The organism is Luteolibacter luteus (assembly GCF_012913485.1).
GTDB classification, from domain to species: domain Bacteria; phylum Verrucomicrobiota; class Verrucomicrobiia; order Verrucomicrobiales; family Akkermansiaceae; genus Haloferula; species Haloferula lutea.
In genome coordinates, this window is the sequence record NZ_CP051774.1 from 3,374,634 (window position 1) to 3,390,107 (window position 15,474).

The following is a 15,474-nucleotide window of genomic DNA, read 5'->3' on the forward strand; positions in this document are numbered from 1 at the left end:
CCGGAAATGATGGCCGGAATGAGGGGAGTGGTTGCCGCGCTGTTAGCCGCATGGGCGCTTGTCGCAGGGGTGTTTGCCCAAGACGATGATTTCGTCGCGCCGCCTGCGCCCGCGGATGGGATCCTGGATGAAGCGCGGATGTTGCAGAGGGATCCGGGGCGCCACAGGGCACTGGCGGAATCACTTGCTGAACTGGAAGCCAAGCATGGCTTCCGGATGTACTACGTCCTCTACGATACGCTGATCAGCAGCAGTGCCGGGGAGCGCGCGATGAAGCTTCAGAAGGCCTGGCTCGGGGAGAAGCCGGGCATCGTTTTGGTGTTGGAAACGGACCGTGGGATTTTCCGCTTCGGGCAAGCGCTGCCGAAGCAGGAGAAGATCGGGCCTACCGGAAGCATCGAGCGGCCGGATCCTTCCAGCCTTTCCGCCTTTGCGCTGGGAGATATCATCCGCAATATCGAGCCGGGGCTGAAGGAGGCCAAGGACCGGGGTGAGTTTTCCGAGAAGCTCGGGATCGGCGTGGCGCAGGGGATTCTCAAGGAGCTGGATAAACGCGCGGCCGAACCCAAGGACAACACCCGGTTGCGGATGATCGTGCTCGCGATCGGCTTGCTTGCCGGGACCGGATTGGTGGCGCTGCTGGTAGTGGCCGGGCTGAAGCGCGCCGAGTCGAAGTCCCGGGAACGCTATGTGTTCCCCAAGGTCAATGTCGGCATGCGCCTGGGTGCGCCCTATGGCGGCGGGAAGGTCAGCTCTCGGAGCTTCGGCGGGAAACCGCAGGGATAATGCGGACCCCATTCCGCTTCGGCAGCCTCGGAAGGTGATGCGGCATGACGGCGGAGAAGAGATGCACCAGCGGGAATGCCAGCATCCCGAAAACGATCCCGGAGACCGTGGCACCGAGCATGAAGGTCGCTGCATTCACGGTGCCGAGGCCGGGAATCACCAGCGTGCCGAGCATTTCAGGTGCGGAAATCTTCAGGAAATCCTGGAGGCGGTTGCCGATCCACAGCTGAAGCCACCAGATCCCGACATTGGTGATCGGATTGCTCAGCCAGGTCGCGGCGACGGCGAAGGGCACATTCACGCGGAACTTCATCGCCGCGATGGCCGCGACGAGCGTTTGCGGAATCAACGGGATCATCCCGAAGAAGAGCCCGATCGCGAGACCGCCCGCCACCGTATCGCGGCAGGGCTTCCATAACTCGCGCTGCATCAGGGGAACGGTGAGTTTTTTCCACCATTCACGGTGCCGCAGCTTTGGATGGCGCAGTGCCCGATAGGCGCGCCTTACCATCCAAAGGTACTTCCGCTTCATTCCAGATAGGCCTCGTTTTTTGAGCTACGACAGGCGCGTGCAACTTCTCTCCACTATGGCGGTGAAGCAACCGTAAATCCCTTGCTAGCCGTGATATTAAGCAACAATGTCGCCTTTTCTCCCTCATGAATTGGTGGCAAGCGCTTGTTCTCGGAGTGATCGAAGGGGTCACCGAATATCTCCCCGTCAGCTCCACTGGTCACCTGATCGTTGCCCAGAAGATGATGGGAGTCGGCACGTCGGCGGATCCATTTGAAGCTGTCAAAGCGACCGAGGCGGCAAACTGCTTCGCGATCTGTATCCAGTGCGGGGCGATTGCCGCCGTGCTGGGTCTCTATTGGCCGCGTGTCCGCCAAATGATCCTGGGCCTGCTGGGGAAGGATCAGGAGGGCCTGAAGCTGATCTTCGCGCTGATCTGTGGATTCCTGCCAGCCGCGGTGATCGGGATTCTGGCGAATGACTGGATCGAGGCGAAACTCTTTCATTTCAAGTGGGTGGCCCTCGCCTGGATGGTGGGTGGCGTGGCGATCCTCGGGGTCGACCGCTGGATGAAGAAGGGGGGCGGATCGAAGGGGGTCGAGCTTGCCCAGATCACCCTGAAAATGGCGCTGATCATCGGCTTCGCCCAATGCATCGCGATGTGGCCGGGTACATCCCGGAGCTTGATGACGATTCTTGGCGGCCTGCTGGTGGGGCTCCGGCTGAGTGCTGCGGTCGAATTTTCCTTCCTGCTCGGGCTGGTGACCCTCGGTGCGGCCACCGCGAAAAAGGCGGTCTGGCCGGTGGATTTGGCCGAGAAGTGGGCCGCGATCCCGGGGTATGAGGCGCAGACGGCTCTCCACGAGGTGGCCGGGAAGTATGATACCAAGCTGGGCGGAGCCCTCCTGATGTGGGATACTTACGGCGCGGTGCCCCTGATCATCGGGGTAGTGGCGGCCACGGTTTCGGCAGCAGTCGCTGTAAAATGGATGGTTGGCTACCTGAACCGGCGCGGTTTGGGCGTCTTCGGCTGGTATCGGATCGCCATCGGGATTGCCGCTGCGGTGATGGTGGCGACGAATTTCCTGGGTCTCGGGGCTGCCTGAGGAGGCTACGCAGGGTTTCGGATTTCACTTGCCCGCGGCCTCCGCCCGCCTTGCACTTGCGGGGTGAGCGGCCACCCGCGGAAACCCATCGTTCTGGTACTCCTCGCCCTGTTGGCGGTACTGGCGATGCCTGCGTACGCGCAGCAGAAGTCGGCCCGGGTCGCCCTGACGGATGGCTTTGACTATCCCGTGGGGAAACCGGATGCCGCCGGCTACTACAAGGCGCGCGGCCTGCGCCTGCGCCCGCCGGTCCACTTCGGCGAGGACTGGAACGGTGCCGGTGGCGGGGATAGCGACATGGGCGCGCCGGTTTACAGCATCGGCGATGGCGTGGTCACCTGGGCGTATGATGTCCACCAAGGCTGGGGAAATGTGGTGATCATCCGCTACGGCTACCGCGATCCGGCTTCGGGCCAAGTCCGCTTCTGCGATGCGCTCTACGGCCACCTGCGCGACATGATGGTGAAGGTCGGCCAGATCGTGAAGCGCGGCCAGCAAGTTGGCACGATCGGTAACAACCGCGGGATGTATGCCGCGCACCTTCATTTCGAGATCCGCCACAATCTGAACATCGGCATGCAGCGCGAGAGCGTGGAGCGCGATATGACCAACTGGGCGGACCCCACCGAATTCATCAAGCGCTACCGCCGTCTCAACCGGGACTGGGGAAAGGTGGCGATGCCACTGGGCACTTATCAGGAGTACCAGGGTTTCAAAGGCCTCTGAGCCATGGCAGCGCGACGCTACGGGCGGAGGAAGACGTGGCAACTGGTGGCGATCCTGATCGCCTCCGCGATCGTCTGGTTTCTCGATCCCCAGCGGCGGGGTGCGCCACCGAAGGCGAGGCCTGTGCCGAATGCCGAAGTGCCCGCAGCCCATGCGAACGGGTATGAGACCTTCACCGGTTGCCAGTGGGTGGACCATCGCCAGAATGACGGCGACAGCTTCCGGGTGAAGCTGCCGGATGGCCGGATCGAGCAATTCCGGCTCTACTATGTGGACAGCCCGGAGAGTGAATTCCGCAGCTACCGGGGAGGGGAGACCAATCGCGAGCGCATCCATGAGCAGGCGAAGGTTTTCGGAATTGATGACGAGCAGGCCGTGGAGATCGGGAAGCGGGCGAAGAAGCTGACCCATGACCTGCTTTCGCGCGGCAGTTTCACCATCCAGACCAAGTGGGAAGATCCCTTCGGCGACCGACGCTACCACGCCTTCGTCATCCCTTCTTCAGGTCCTCTTCTGGAGGAGACCTTGGTACGCGAAGGGCTCGTGCGGATCCACACGAAGGGTGCGCCGATGCCGGATGGAACGCCGGTGAAGGAGCGGCTGAAGACGCTTCGTTCCCTGGAGGATGAGGCGAAGCGGGCGAAACGCGGCGCATGGGGATTGTAAGCTTTTGATTGTCAACATTGCTTAGGCAATGAGACATGGACAAAAGGTGGGGAAATCTGCTAGAAAGCACGGGTTCTCCCCCCATCCCCCCCATGAAGACCCCCGCGCTTCTCGCCGTGGCTGCGCTTGCCACCGCGTTGCCTCTCGCTGCCCAAACTCCAGTCTATACTCTCCCGGGTGAAACCGGCGGCACCTTCACCTATCTGACGATTTCCCAGCAGGTGGAGTATGCGGATTCCGCGCATCTTGCCGGAACCGATCGCGTCTTGGATGAGGCGGTGGTCACGATTTATTCGAACGTGGCGCGCCAAGTGACGGCCACGCTTTCTTTCTATTCCGCGATGGAGGACGAGGTGAACTACGAGGGGCCGCTCGGCCAGCCGGGTGTGCTTCCCGGCGCGCTGGCCGGTTACAAGCCCTCCGATGTGCCGCTCTGGACATCCGGTCCGCTGCTCTTCTCCGTGGATGGAGATGGCACGAACAACCTCAACCTGAGCCAGCTCGTTTTCTCGAACATCAACACGCTGGTTCCGGACGACGTCTTCTGGTCGATCACCTTCGAGAGCATTTCGAACTACAGCGATGGCGGTGCCTTCGGCCCCAAGCTGGAAGACGGCACGGCCCTGCAGCCGACCGGTGCCGAGACGGATCCCAGCCGCTTTTACGTCCGTGGTGACATTACCGATGGGGAGTGGACGCCGGTGTGGCTGACTTCGGCGGCACCGCCGACGAGCACGCTCTCGATCCAGCTGACCGCGGTGCCGGAGCCTTCGGGCGTTCTATTGGTCGCCGGTGGTGTGGTTGCCGGTTTGCTTCGCCGCCGCCGCTGCGCTTGAGTCGGCCCGTGTCCGAGCCACTCATCGCTGCATCCCGCCATCTTGCCGATCGTCTGCGTCCGCTTGCCTTCAGCAAGGCGGCTTTCACCTATCTGCCGCTGGATTACGCCCGGGAGCCGCATGAGCTCTACCTGAGCCGGTTTGGCAAGGGGCCGAAGAAGGTGGTGTTCCTAGGGATGAATCCGGGACCCTTTGGCATGGCGCAGACGGGTGTGCCCTTCGGCGAGGTGGCTTCAGTGCGGGATTGGATGGGGATCTCCACGCCGGTGGGGAAGCCGGACAAGGAGCATCCGAAGCGGCCGGTACAGGGATTCGATTGTCCGAAGTCCGAGGTTAGCGGGCGTCGCCTATGGGGGCTTTTCGCCGAGCGCTATCCGAAGGCCGGCGATTTCTTCAAGGATCACTTTGTCCTCAACTATTGCCCGCTGGTGTGGATGAGCGAGACCGGCGCGAACCTGACGCCGGACAAGCTGCCCGCAAGCGAAATGGAGGAGGTGGAGGAGGCCTGCCTTGAACACTTGGCGGCATCGATCAAGGAACTCCAGCCGGAGTGGTTGATCGGCGTCGGGGGCTATGCCGAGGAACGGCTGAAGGAAGCGGCCGCGAGGAGTGGCCTGAGCGCGAAGCTGGGACGGGTGCTGCATCCTTCGCCGGCATCCCCGGCTGCGAACCGCGGTTGGGCAGAAGCGGCGACGAAGCAGCTGGTGGCACAGGGGGTGTGGAAGGTGTAGCGGTAAACTACGATAGATATAGTAGTCGATGGCGCTACTTCCTTGCGGCGGACCGCCATTCCTTTGCTGCGGCGACGTCGCCTTTTGCTTCCAACCAATCGGCGACAGCGGCATTTGCGTCTTCTTTCATGTCCGCTCTGCAGTCCTTCGTGACCCACGCGCTTGCTTCCATCGAGTTCGCTTCGAGCCAGCCGTTTAGCAGTTCGGGAAAGGGGCCTTTGCCGCGGAATTGCTCGGCCGCCAGTCTACAAGCTTCGGAGGGATCTGACTTTGCGATCCCCTTGAGGAGTCCTGCCTTCTCTTCCTCCGAGAATGTCTCCCTTGCGTCGGTCCAAATTTGTTTGGCCTCCTTGCCGGAAGCGGCGGCGAAAGCCTCACAAACTTCGGGAGAGATGCTGCTCATCCCGGTTTCATCCAGCTGTTCCAACCAAACGGTGAATTGCTTCGAGCTTTTCGGGCCCCCTCCATGGTTGACGAGTTCGCCGACCAGAGATTGATCATTTTCATTATTGCCCATGAAGAAGGCGGATGGGAATTCGCCCTTGGTGCCTTGGCCCTGCATTTCCAGCAGCACGTTGAATGCCGTGGCTCTGACAGCCTGCCGCCGTTGCGTTGCCGGCAGATCCGCCAAGAACTCGGAAAACCCGGCAGGCGAAAGCCGATAGTAATTCAGGGCAATCACCTCCAAGGTGGCGGGATCGACCAAAGGCTTGGCAAGCGAAGCAAGCATCCGGGAGGCGAGTTGCGGATCCCGGGTTGCCAGATCTTTCAAAGCCCAATTGGTCAACAGTCTCCGCCCCGGCGGTTCGTCCAGCGATTCCAAGAGTCCGAAAAATCCCGACGGATCCGTGTTCAGGGAACTTGAGAAGATGGCGATGGCAGCCGCTTCCCATTCGTCGCCCAGCTCCGGGAGGAGAGTCAGGTATTGGCGCAGTGCCGTGAGAGGATCATTGCGATAGGCTGCTCTCAGGCTCCCGATCTTTTCCGAGTTCTTCTCCGAGACCTGAGGCGGTTGTTCGCTTCGGCCGACCCCTGAATTCAGGTGGCCGACGGTTGTTCGCTTTGGGGCGGGTGTTTTAGATTCTGTTCGGTGAGAAGCTTGTTCGCGGCAGGTGCAGCTAAACGCGACAAGCATCCAGAGTGGAAGCTTGCGGCAGATACTCCGATGCCGTGCTCGCAGAGAGCAGCTCATTGATTGTTTTGAATGCTGAGCGCTCCGAGTTTGACTCCTTGCTCGAAGTTCTTTTTGAAGGCTGCGGGAATCTCTGGCGCGACGGTATTGGCACGATCCAGAGAGACATTCTGAACAAAGATCGCGCCCATCGCAAACGCCAGCGATGGCTGGCCTTCCTTGGGAACATCTTGAAACAATCCGAGAACTTCCGAGTCGCTACAAACTCCCACCACCGGCCTGATAATGCCCTGCAGGAAGGGCGGATAGGCAGGGTGGTCGGGCGGTACCAATGCCACCCAGCCCTTCACGTCCGCGATGGTCATCGCGGCGTTCCTGGAGCGATCGTTGCCGAGATGCTGCCCCGTCATGGCGGCCAGCTGAATCGGATCGAGGCCCCAATTCTCCGCAGCTTCGGTGACGCTTCCGGGGCGGGAGATCGAGATTTCCCTCTCCGCCATCTGTTCGGAAAGGAATTTCGCACTCTCCGCGCTTAGTGAGGGAAGAATGTCTTTGGCGAGTTTGCGAGCCTCGGCAGACGTGGAAGCTCCCGGATCCTCCGGGTAAATCCTTACGGTGAGACTTCCCTCGTAGTAAGCCATGTCATTGCCGTCCCGGCTCAGATCCCGCGCATCACGAAGAGCCTCTTGCCAATTCTCGATCGCGTGCCTGCCCAGCAATGACGCCCCACAATCCAAGCGGTTCTGATTGTGGGCGATGTCTTTGACGATCTCGCGAATCTCCGAAGGGTGCGACTCAGCGAAAACATTCACCAGACCAAGCATGTAACCGTTTTCGAATTCTTGATCTCCTATGGTTGCCTTCAGCTTGAAAGCCTGGGCCGGGGTCGAAAGGTGGTGAGCGAGCGCCTGCGCCATGAACGATTTTTGGCGACCTGTGGCGTTCCGGCATAGTTCAGGGAATATCCTGATGATCGCATCATCGCCCTCGAGGAGTTCGGGATAGCGGCTCGATAGTGCGGCCCACATTCCTTCAGGGGTAACATTCGGTTCAGCGAACAATGACTCCACGGAGAGAGGGCCGGCGGTTTCTTCCGCAGGGTGCAGTTCGGGAATTTCGGAGAGCTTGGATTTCACGAGCTCCGCCCCACCCGCTTGCCCCGCGGTGCCGGATGCGGCCTCGCGCTTTGAGCACGATGTTGTGAGAGCGGCCGCAAGGGCAAGGGGCATGCAGGCGAAGTAAAAGCAACTCGCCGGGTGCGAACGATCCGCCCCTGTCTTTATGCCGATTGCAAAAGTCATCACATTGGACTTTCCCACCGCGGGTTTCGTGCCGTCAAGCCAAGTCGTTGTAAGATAGCTTGGCACCTTCATTGCGAAGAGGGAGGCATGAACACCGACGTCTATATCCGTGAAGCCGAAGGAGGATTTACCCGGCGCCTGGGGGCCGAGGTGATCGAGGAGTGGGAAACCGGGCGGATGATCCGTTCGGAGAGCCGGCTGGAGTCCGAGCCCTTCATCAGCTACTACATCGTCGATGGCGAGAGCCTCTCGGCGGTGAAGCTGGGGCAGGCGAAGGGTGAAGGACCCTTCGACTATGCGGCGGAAATCGACCCCTCTGACACGAGGCCACTGCCCGACTTCGAGATTCAGGCTACTTGAGTTGAAGGCGACGACCTATTCCCCGACGGGAGATCCGCCATTCGCGAGGCCCAGCCTTTCATCCATGCGACGTTCGAGGGCGGCAATGGAATCGGAGGGCGTCACGTCACGCATGGCATCGACGAAGGCCAGGTCGATGTCCTCGCCAGTGACGTCGGGATGGGCTTCCGAATAGTTGCGGAGGAAGACCTGCTTTTCTCCCTCTTCACGAAGGAGGTTGATGGTGGCTTGCTCGCTCATGGTTCCGGGGTGTTTGCAGCGTCCGTTCCTTTCTGCGGAAGGTTTCCCATCTTCCTTGCCGTCTCCTCGTCGTAGGCATTCACCCGGCTTTCGTCGTGATTCTGATCGCGGCTCGGATCATCAGGAGCGACCTCCTTGAGAGGGCTATTTGCGATCTTTGGCGTGGCATTCATGAAGATCTTTGTTGCACCGCACATGCCATCGGCTGGATCCCTGCGAAGGGGCTGCTCAATGCGAGTAGCGGCTGCAAAGTGCCAGTCCGGGACGCAATATGCATCGGATGGCAGGGCGCCGCGGTGGCCGGACCCTTCACAGGCAGAAGGCGAGCCTGCGGCGCGGCCCCTGCTTGGAAAGTGCATGGCCGACAAGAAAGGAAATACTTCGCAGGACCGTCGTGCCGTGGCCCTTTCCGAGGACCACGAGCGCCGTCACTTCATCGAGCAGTATCGCAAGGATCATCCCGGTGTCTCCGCGGATCAGGTCGAAGAAATCTTGGACCGTGCCGCTGCCTCGATCGCTCCTTCTGAAGATAGGACGAAGCTGGTGGCGGCGGTGGAGCACGCCTTGAGATCCTCATGAAAGTGGCAGAGGTCTTTTTTGGCTGATCCCTTCACTCGACAAAGCGGCGCGGATCCGCGAGGGATCGGGCAATGAAAAAGCTGCTGCTGCTCGCCCTGATCGCGCCCGCGCTGGCCAACGACACTGCCATCAACTCGGGAGGGCATGGCCCAGCACCGCTTGGTGAATTCGATGGCGAGGAATCGGTGATCCGGATGATCTCGGAGAAGATCGAGATCAAGATGGGCAAGAAAGAGTCGCAAGTGACCTGCCGCTTCACCTTCCGGAGCTCGAAGAAGGAGGGGGACGCGAAACAGACGGTGGGCTTCCCCGATCTGTTAGAGATGGAGTCCGATACCGGAACGATTTCGAAGCTGGAGACTTTTGTCGATGGGAAGCCGGTGGAAGCACGGAAGGTGCGCGGCTGGTTCAGCACGGCGGAATGGGGCACGCCGAAGAGTGGCCTGGGCCAGCCCACCGTCCCGGGAGAACAGATCCAGTATGCGGATTTCTATGTGGTGGATCTAAGCTTTCCACCAGGGAAGGACGTGATCGTCGAGCGGAAGTACATCGCGGACAATGGTGGCGATGCGATGGGATCCACCGCGTTTTCTTATACCACCCACACTGGAGCGGTGTGGAAGGACACGATCGGTGAGGCGGAGTTCCGCGTGGTTCTGGATGGCTGGACGGTCGATGACTTCGCCTTTGAAGATGGCAAACAGAAGCTGCCGCCGCGTGAGCAGTCTGCGTGGTGCTTTCCCAATCTCGCGGAATGGAAAGTGGTTTCGCCGACGGAGCTGAGGATGACTTGGAAGGACTTCGAACCCGCGGTGCATCGCACGCGACGCGGGATCTTCCTGGCAACCTGGAGCAGGAAGGCTTCCGAGGAATGAAGGGCGGATCCGCGTGGTAGCTGGAGCGCTACGGATCCCGGGCGCTTCCCCAGGACTGCCGTAGGATCCACAGGAGTTCTCCGGATTACTCCGGCAGGGTCACGATCCGATAATAGCGCACCGGCTCGGTGGATGGATGAGCGGAGGTTTTCGGAGGCCCGGAATCAATCCATTGAGTCCGGTTCGAAGACGCCGTGACCGATGGCTCCGCACGGTGCCAAAGGGTGCCATCGTGGGTGTATTCGATGGCGTAAGCCGAGCCGGGGACAGAGTTGAACTCCAACAGCATGTCACGGTTTTCCAGCACGACCACGCGGGTGGGCCCGCTGCCGCCATCTGCCACCGCCGGCTCTGTCGGGGCGACTGCGAGAACGGAGGAGATCGTATAGGTCGGAGCGAAGCTGGGGTTTCGTCCCGGGTGGAAGAATTCGATGGTCAAGGTGACTTGTGCCCCGGGTGCCAAGGCTCCCGACCAATCCACATAGGGGAGCCCCTGCGGATCGAGCCCCTGCCGGTTGTAAACCTGGACGTCAGCCGGGAGATTTCCAACGAGAAGCCGGAAGCCGGCAAGAGCAAGGGTATTGTTATTGGTAACGGTAAGCTTCTGGATGAAGAGCCCCTGCTGCTTGTCGATCAATGGTGCGATGTCGAGCTTGGCGACCCCTGTTCCGGCGGGGCTGACAATGCCGCTTGTCACCGATGCCGAATCGTCGCCGGGCGCGATGCGGGGTTGATCGGTCGAGACGACGTTCGCATTCGTGCCGAGGTTGGCAGTCCCGCCCGGCGCTCCCGGTGAAACCGCATAGGTCACGCTCAAGCTCGCCGTGCTTCCCTCGGCCAGATCGAGCTGCCAGCGGTTTCCGCTGAAGGTTCCGGTTCCGGGCACCGCGGGATTCGCCGTGACTCCCGGTGGAAGTGCCGAGCCAAGTTCCACCGTCACCGATGTGGCATCGCTCGGGCCTCGGTTTTCGAGGGTGAAGGTATGAGTGACGGTGCCCGGAGCGCCCACCACCGGCAGGCTGCTTGCCGCGCTGAGGTGGAGATCGACACGCTCGCTCACGGTGAGGGAAACGGTCGCGATGCCGGACCGGTTTGTCCCATCGTTTGCACGGTAAGTGAACGAATCGGGGCCGAAGTAATCGGGCAGCGGAGCATAAAGGAAGGACCCATCCGGGCGCAGAAACAATTCGCCGTGGCTAACGTTTGAGACGAGTTCCGCCACGAGATGATCCGGACCATTGCCGTCGTCTTCGTCAGTGTCGTTGGCCAAGACGCCGGCGGCGGAGGAAATATCCAAGCTGCCATCCTCAGGAACTTCATAGCCGGAATCGTCCAGGGCGACCGGAGAGAAGTCATCGTCGATGATCGTTGCCGTTACTTCCTTGCCTGCCGCGAGATCGTAGGCGCCTCCAGCCGATAGGGTGAAGGTGATGCTCTCATCGGCCTCGTCGAGATTGTCGGCCACGGGATCGATCGTGACGATGGCCTCCTCTGCTCCGGCGGGGATGGTGACCTTGGTCCCTTCGGCTCCGCCGAGGAGGTAGTCTTCTCCTGCGGTGGCGCTGCCGGACGAGGTGAAATTCACCTCAAGGGCTGCTCCCGAATCCCCCGTGCGCGCCACCCGGATCTGGAGTTGGCCCGCGAGGTCTTCCTGCAGCGAGGCCGGGCCAACGATCGAAGCGCTGACGACCGGTACCGGTGCCGCCAAGCGAAACCCAAGGGTGGGATTTTCGACGGTCGGGATGTTATAGTCCTGACGGGAGGTCGTCACAAAGGGGGAGCCGACGTTCCATCCTCCTCCCCGGATGCCCCGGCGTGCGGCGCTGAAAACCGTGTCGTTCCATTCCGAGACGTTCCCGCTTTGGTCTGCGGTGCCGTAGTAGCTCTCGCTTTGCGCGCCCGCGCTTCCCACCGTGGTCAAGTGTCCCGCCAATCCTCCCCAGCGCGCACCGGATTCGTAGTTTGCCACGTTCACGCCGGGATTGCTGATCATGCCGGACCCGTTGGTGGTTGCCGGCATCGGTGCATTCTCCGCCCGGGTCGCATAGAGCCAGTAGTTGTCGCCAGCTCCGGCCCCCGGGGTGGGATCGTAGGCGGCGGCTTTGTACCATTCGTCCTCGCTCGGGATGAAATATTTCGCGCCAGCTTGCCGGATAGGAGTTTCGACCGACATGTCGTAGACACCGTTCTCCGTGCCGCCGCTGCCTTTCCCGTTGTGCATCCAGTTCGCCATCCGGGCGGCGTCATTGAAGCTGACCCAGATGACCGGCTTGTTCGCCATGTTCTTCCGCGTGGAATACGTGTAGCTACCGGGAGTGCCGCTGCGGATGATGCCAGCGCGGGGGTCCGATACAGTGGCAAGATTGAAGAGTCCGTTGGGATCTGAAGCGGCGACGGCATTCAGGAATTCCACATACTGCGTGTTGGTGATCTCATGCTTCGTGATGCGGTATTTGTAATCCACCCGGCCGAAGCCAATGAGATCCGGCCGGTTGCCGGGGTTCCCGACGGTCTTCCATTCCATGGGGATCGGGACATCGCTGGTGTCTGCCACCTCGGTTCCGAAGCGGAGGTCATCCACCCGGACGGCATTGCCCCGTTCCTGCGGGGCGGAGATATCGATGCGGTCGATTCCAAGAGCCTCGGTGAAGCCGATGAATGTGCTGAAGTCGGCCGCGGTGATCAGCGTCTGGTCGCCGACCACGGTGCCGTTGCTGTAAGCTTGGACCCGCGCGGTGACGTTCCCGCTCCCGATTTTCACCATGAGTCCGACCTTTGCGTAGAGGCGGTCGAAGAGGATCCGCATCCTGTAGCCCTGTGTGGTATTCACCAGGATGTAGTCGCTGGGGGTCGCGTCGGTGACCCCGATGAGGCGGGGATCGAAATTGCGATTGTCGTCGTGCTCGCCCTGGAAGGTGACCCCCTGGATCGGCTGGGGTAACTGGATGGTATCCTGCGGGGGGGCGATGCCCTCGAAATTGAAGAGCGTCAGGCCGGGATTCGCAGTCAGGAAGGCTTGGAGATCCGTGAACGTCTCACCGGAGACCGGAGAGGCGAAGCCGAGCAGCATGCTGCCCAAGAATGCGCGGCGGAAAAGGGAACAGAGAAGGGTCATGGAATTTTCCTGCGTGGCGTGAGCGGTTCTTCAGGGAAGCGAATAGCGGATTTGGAAGCCCGCGCTGAGACCGCCGGGATCGACCTTCATGATGCTGGGCCCTACCTGCGCACGGAATTCGCCCGCGGTATCGAAGCGGGTGAAAGCAGTGATCCCGATGAGATCCGTCAGATCATAGCCGAGGTCGGCTTGGGCATAGACGCCGGTGCGGAACTTGGTGCCGGAGTCCTTTTCTGACCAGCGGGCGACGGTGGTGGTGCCTGCGGTATTCGTTCCTTTCAATTGCTCGGATTGGTGTCCTTCCCAGCGATAGAGGTTCAGGATGAGTCCGCTTTGCAGGGCGAGCTCCAGAGGCCCCCATGAACGGCTGAAGGTGGGGCCAAGCGCCAAGCTCGAAACATCCATGTCAAAGGACGCAAACACCGTGTTGGTAAAAGCCGCCGAGTCGCTGGACAAGAGCACGGGCGTGATGATGCGTGTGGAGGGCAAGTTTCCGATCAATGGGCCCGGTCCTCCGAAAGATCCCGCATAGGGTGCAGAGGGCGGCACCACGCCGCCGAGCGAATAGATGTCCGTGTAGTCCAAGCGGTAGTTGTCGCGGAGCTGGCTGGCCGAGAAATCCGAGAAAGCCAGGGATTGATCGACCTTGGTGAAATCGAAGCTGCCGCTGAAGCCCACGCGGAAACCGCCGAGGGCGTGCGGGCTTTTCAAGTCCACTTGGACGTGGGGAGAGAAGCCGGACAAGCTGTCCTTGCTGTAGGAGCCCGTTCTCGGATCGCTGGTCGCATCGCGGACCACGCTTTGGGTCCCGCTCGCGGAGAACATCAGGTTATCACCTTGGACCTGGGCGGCGGAATCATAGCCCCAGTACCAAGTGGAGCCATCGGCCGAAGTCCCTTCGTCTTGGCGCACATAGCCATTGTTGTAGAAGCGGTCGCCGTATTCGTCTTCTTCGCCGATCGGAGGAGGAACCAGGGAACTCTCCCCGACCAAGGATGGCAGAATGAAATCTCCGCTGCGGGATCCCGCATTGATCTTCAGTGATCCAATGTTCCGGACCGAGGGGCCCACCGAGATATTCCATTCCCATCCGCCCGAGGTAGAGGGTGGCGGAACGATATCACCGGCAGATACGGGAAGAATGAACAGCAGCAGTGGAGGCAAATGCTTCATGAAATGGAGGGAAGTGGCCGGATAGAGGTGCGGGGGCTCCTATTCGGCGGGAAAAGTGAGGTTTTTTGGAGGACTAGGGGACGGCGGAGCTCCGGGCAAGCTCTGCCGGAAGTTCTTCGCAAAAACTACGCTCTGCCGGCGCGCGGTCCTTACTTTGCCTTTGCGGTATCTGATTTCTTCCAGAATTCCCGCCCTGCCGGAGTTTCGTGATCGACGAGCAGCCATAACTCGCGGGCGAGGGAGCCCTCGGAGATCAGGTCCCCGTAAGGCTGTTTTTTCCACGCCTCGTAGTGGCCTTCCACGTTCTTGATCGCGCGCTGCTTGAGATAGTCCTCGCCGGTCTTGCGCCACAGCTCGAGATCGGCCTCGACCTGAAGGTGCGACCATTTGATGGGATCGCGATAGACGCCGTTGCCTCCGAGGAAGCTGTTCGCCGCCTTGCCGACGCGCAGGGCTTCATCGAGGTAGAACTGCTGGCCGGTGCGGGTGTGGAGGGAGATGAAGTTCCGCAGCATCAGTGCGGAATTGTAGGTGAGCTGGCCCTTGTTGATGTTGCCGGTGGTGACGTCGATGTTGTCCCAGAAGAGACCGTTCTCTCCTTGCAGCGTCTTCACGGTCCACACGGTGATCTTTTCTCCCTCGGCATTCCACTTCGCGGCGTCCGGGTCTTTCTTGAAGCGGGCGAGCCGGAAACAGCCGAGCGCAGCCGGGGCATTCGCGCAGGTGTTCTTGCCATTGCCCTTGTGCTGTTCGTGCCAGTAGATGCCGCCGCCGGCTTTGTCGTCCCAGCCGCTGATCACGAATTCGAGGACTTCCTCGGCGCGCTTCAGATAGCGGGATTCGCCGGTCTGCTCGTAGGCCTCGAGGAAGGTGAGGACCATCCAGGCATTGTCGTCGTAGTACTTGTCGTTGCCGCCTTGGGTGCGGGCCGGTTCATAGCCGGGGATCTTCACTTTCGTGTCCCAGTAGGCATCCATCGCCTCGAAGAACTTCCGCATCACGCTGCGGTACTCCTTGTCATGACGGGCGGCGGCGACCACTGCGGAGAACATCACGCCGGCACCCCAGATCAGCTCCGGCTCCTTCCCGTCGGCCTTGCTCATGTAGAGGCCGGACTTCCGATCCCAGAAGTGCTCCTGGATGTAGGACATCACTTCGGCGGCCTGCTCCTGATGCTTCGGCGCTTGGGCGGAAGCAGGTGTCAGGCTGGCGCACGCGAAAATCGCGGTGAGGGTGCCGGCGAGGAGCGGGCGAGCAGAATTCATGGGGATATCAAACGGGGTTGACCCGTGATGGCAGGCCTCTCCCGTCACGGCAAGGCGGCTCCTCAGGAGGCA

General features: G+C 61.0%; 17 protein-coding genes. 9 read left to right on the top strand and 8 right to left on the bottom strand.

The features are described from left to right. Positions 1-18 precede the first annotated feature (18 nt). Positions 19-786 carry a hypothetical protein gene (locus tag HHL09_RS13990; protein ID WP_169455248.1) on the top strand — a complete coding sequence of 256 codons (768 nt, stop codon included), beginning with the start codon at positions 19-21 and terminating at the stop codon, positions 784-786. On the opposite strand, the gene HHL09_RS13995 is transcribed toward HHL09_RS13990, so the two are convergent. After that, the gene (locus tag HHL09_RS13995; RefSeq protein WP_169455249.1) at positions 749-1,318 is read right to left on the bottom strand and encodes a DUF2062 domain-containing protein; all 570 of its coding nucleotides are present in this window, start codon (positions 1,316-1,318) and stop codon (positions 749-751) included. The genes HHL09_RS13990 and HHL09_RS13995 overlap by 38 nt on opposite strands. 125 nt (positions 1,319-1,443) lie before the next feature. On the opposite strand from HHL09_RS13995, the gene HHL09_RS14000 reads away from it, so the two are divergent. The 5 genes from HHL09_RS14000 to HHL09_RS14020 all read left to right on the top strand — a co-directional run bounded on the left by HHL09_RS14000 (position 1,444) and on the right by HHL09_RS14020 (position 5,362). Next, positions 1,444-2,403: an undecaprenyl-diphosphate phosphatase gene (locus HHL09_RS14000; protein WP_169455250.1), complete on the top strand. Its 960-nt coding sequence runs from the start codon at positions 1,444-1,446 to the stop codon at positions 2,401-2,403. Between the two features lie 63 nt (positions 2,404-2,466). Beyond that, positions 2,467-3,129: a murein hydrolase activator EnvC family protein gene (locus tag HHL09_RS14005; RefSeq protein WP_240963633.1), complete on the top strand. Its 663-nt coding sequence runs from the start codon at positions 2,467-2,469 to the stop codon at positions 3,127-3,129. Between the two features lie 3 nt (positions 3,130-3,132). Continuing rightward, positions 3,133-3,795, top strand: coding sequence for a thermonuclease family protein (locus HHL09_RS14010; protein WP_169455251.1), 663 nt, complete (start codon positions 3,133-3,135; stop codon positions 3,793-3,795). Between the two features lie 92 nt (positions 3,796-3,887). Continuing rightward, a complete protein-coding gene (locus tag HHL09_RS14015; protein WP_169455252.1) occupies positions 3,888-4,631 on the top strand; it encodes a PEP-CTERM sorting domain-containing protein in 744 nt (247 codons plus the stop codon). A gap of 8 nt (positions 4,632-4,639) precedes the next feature. After that, positions 4,640-5,362: a uracil-DNA glycosylase family protein gene (locus HHL09_RS14020; protein ID WP_169455253.1), complete on the top strand. Its 723-nt coding sequence runs from the start codon at positions 4,640-4,642 to the stop codon at positions 5,360-5,362. A 34-nt stretch (positions 5,363-5,396) separates the two neighbouring features. On the opposite strand, the gene HHL09_RS14025 is transcribed toward HHL09_RS14020, so the two are convergent. Both HHL09_RS14025 and HHL09_RS14030 read right to left on the bottom strand, forming a co-directional pair. Continuing rightward, the gene (locus HHL09_RS14025; protein WP_169455254.1) at positions 5,397-6,092 is read right to left on the bottom strand and encodes a hypothetical protein; all 696 of its coding nucleotides are present in this window, start codon (positions 6,090-6,092) and stop codon (positions 5,397-5,399) included. A 458-nt stretch (positions 6,093-6,550) separates the two neighbouring features. After that, positions 6,551-7,723 (bottom strand): hypothetical protein, encoded by a 1,173-nt coding sequence (locus HHL09_RS14030; RefSeq protein WP_169455255.1) that lies wholly within the window; start codon positions 7,721-7,723, stop codon positions 6,551-6,553. A 159-nt stretch (positions 7,724-7,882) separates the two neighbouring features. Here HHL09_RS14030 and HHL09_RS14035 point away from each other — a divergent pair, with 159 nt between their 5' ends. Then, a complete protein-coding gene (locus HHL09_RS14035) occupies positions 7,883-8,155 on the top strand; it encodes a hypothetical protein (protein ID WP_169455256.1) in 273 nt (90 codons plus the stop codon). Positions 8,156-8,170: 15 nt separating this feature from the next. On the opposite strand, the gene HHL09_RS14040 is transcribed toward HHL09_RS14035, so the two are convergent. Beyond that, the gene (locus HHL09_RS14040) at positions 8,171-8,395 is read right to left on the bottom strand and encodes a hypothetical protein (protein WP_169455257.1); all 225 of its coding nucleotides are present in this window, start codon (positions 8,393-8,395) and stop codon (positions 8,171-8,173) included. Further along, entirely contained in the window at positions 8,392-8,568 is a 177-nt protein-coding gene (locus HHL09_RS14045; RefSeq protein ID WP_169455258.1) for a hypothetical protein, read from the bottom strand. The genes HHL09_RS14040 and HHL09_RS14045 overlap by 4 nt, the downstream gene beginning before the upstream one ends. A gap of 184 nt (positions 8,569-8,752) precedes the next feature. Between HHL09_RS14045 and HHL09_RS14050 the strand changes: the two genes are divergently transcribed. Further along, positions 8,753-8,974, top strand: coding sequence for a hypothetical protein (locus HHL09_RS14050; protein WP_169455259.1), 222 nt, complete (start codon positions 8,753-8,755; stop codon positions 8,972-8,974). A gap of 71 nt (positions 8,975-9,045) precedes the next feature. After that, positions 9,046-9,849, top strand: coding sequence for a hypothetical protein (locus HHL09_RS14055; RefSeq protein ID WP_169455260.1), 804 nt, complete (start codon positions 9,046-9,048; stop codon positions 9,847-9,849). Between the two features lie 85 nt (positions 9,850-9,934). On the opposite strand, the gene HHL09_RS14060 is transcribed toward HHL09_RS14055, so the two are convergent. The 3 genes from HHL09_RS14060 to HHL09_RS14070 all read right to left on the bottom strand — a co-directional run bounded on the left by HHL09_RS14060 (position 9,935) and on the right by HHL09_RS14070 (position 15,402). Beyond that, positions 9,935-12,964, bottom strand: coding sequence for an SUMF1/EgtB/PvdO family nonheme iron enzyme (locus tag HHL09_RS14060; RefSeq protein ID WP_169455261.1), 3,030 nt, complete (start codon positions 12,962-12,964; stop codon positions 9,935-9,937). Positions 12,965-12,994: 30 nt separating this feature from the next. Continuing rightward, positions 12,995-14,137, bottom strand: a complete 1,143-nt coding sequence (locus HHL09_RS14065; protein WP_169455262.1) for a hypothetical protein — start codon at positions 14,135-14,137, stop codon at positions 12,995-12,997. A 149-nt stretch (positions 14,138-14,286) separates the two neighbouring features. Next, positions 14,287-15,402 carry a glycoside hydrolase family 76 protein gene (locus tag HHL09_RS14070; protein WP_169455263.1) on the bottom strand — a complete coding sequence of 372 codons (1,116 nt, stop codon included), beginning with the start codon at positions 15,400-15,402 and terminating at the stop codon, positions 14,287-14,289. Positions 15,403-15,474 lie beyond the last annotated feature (72 nt).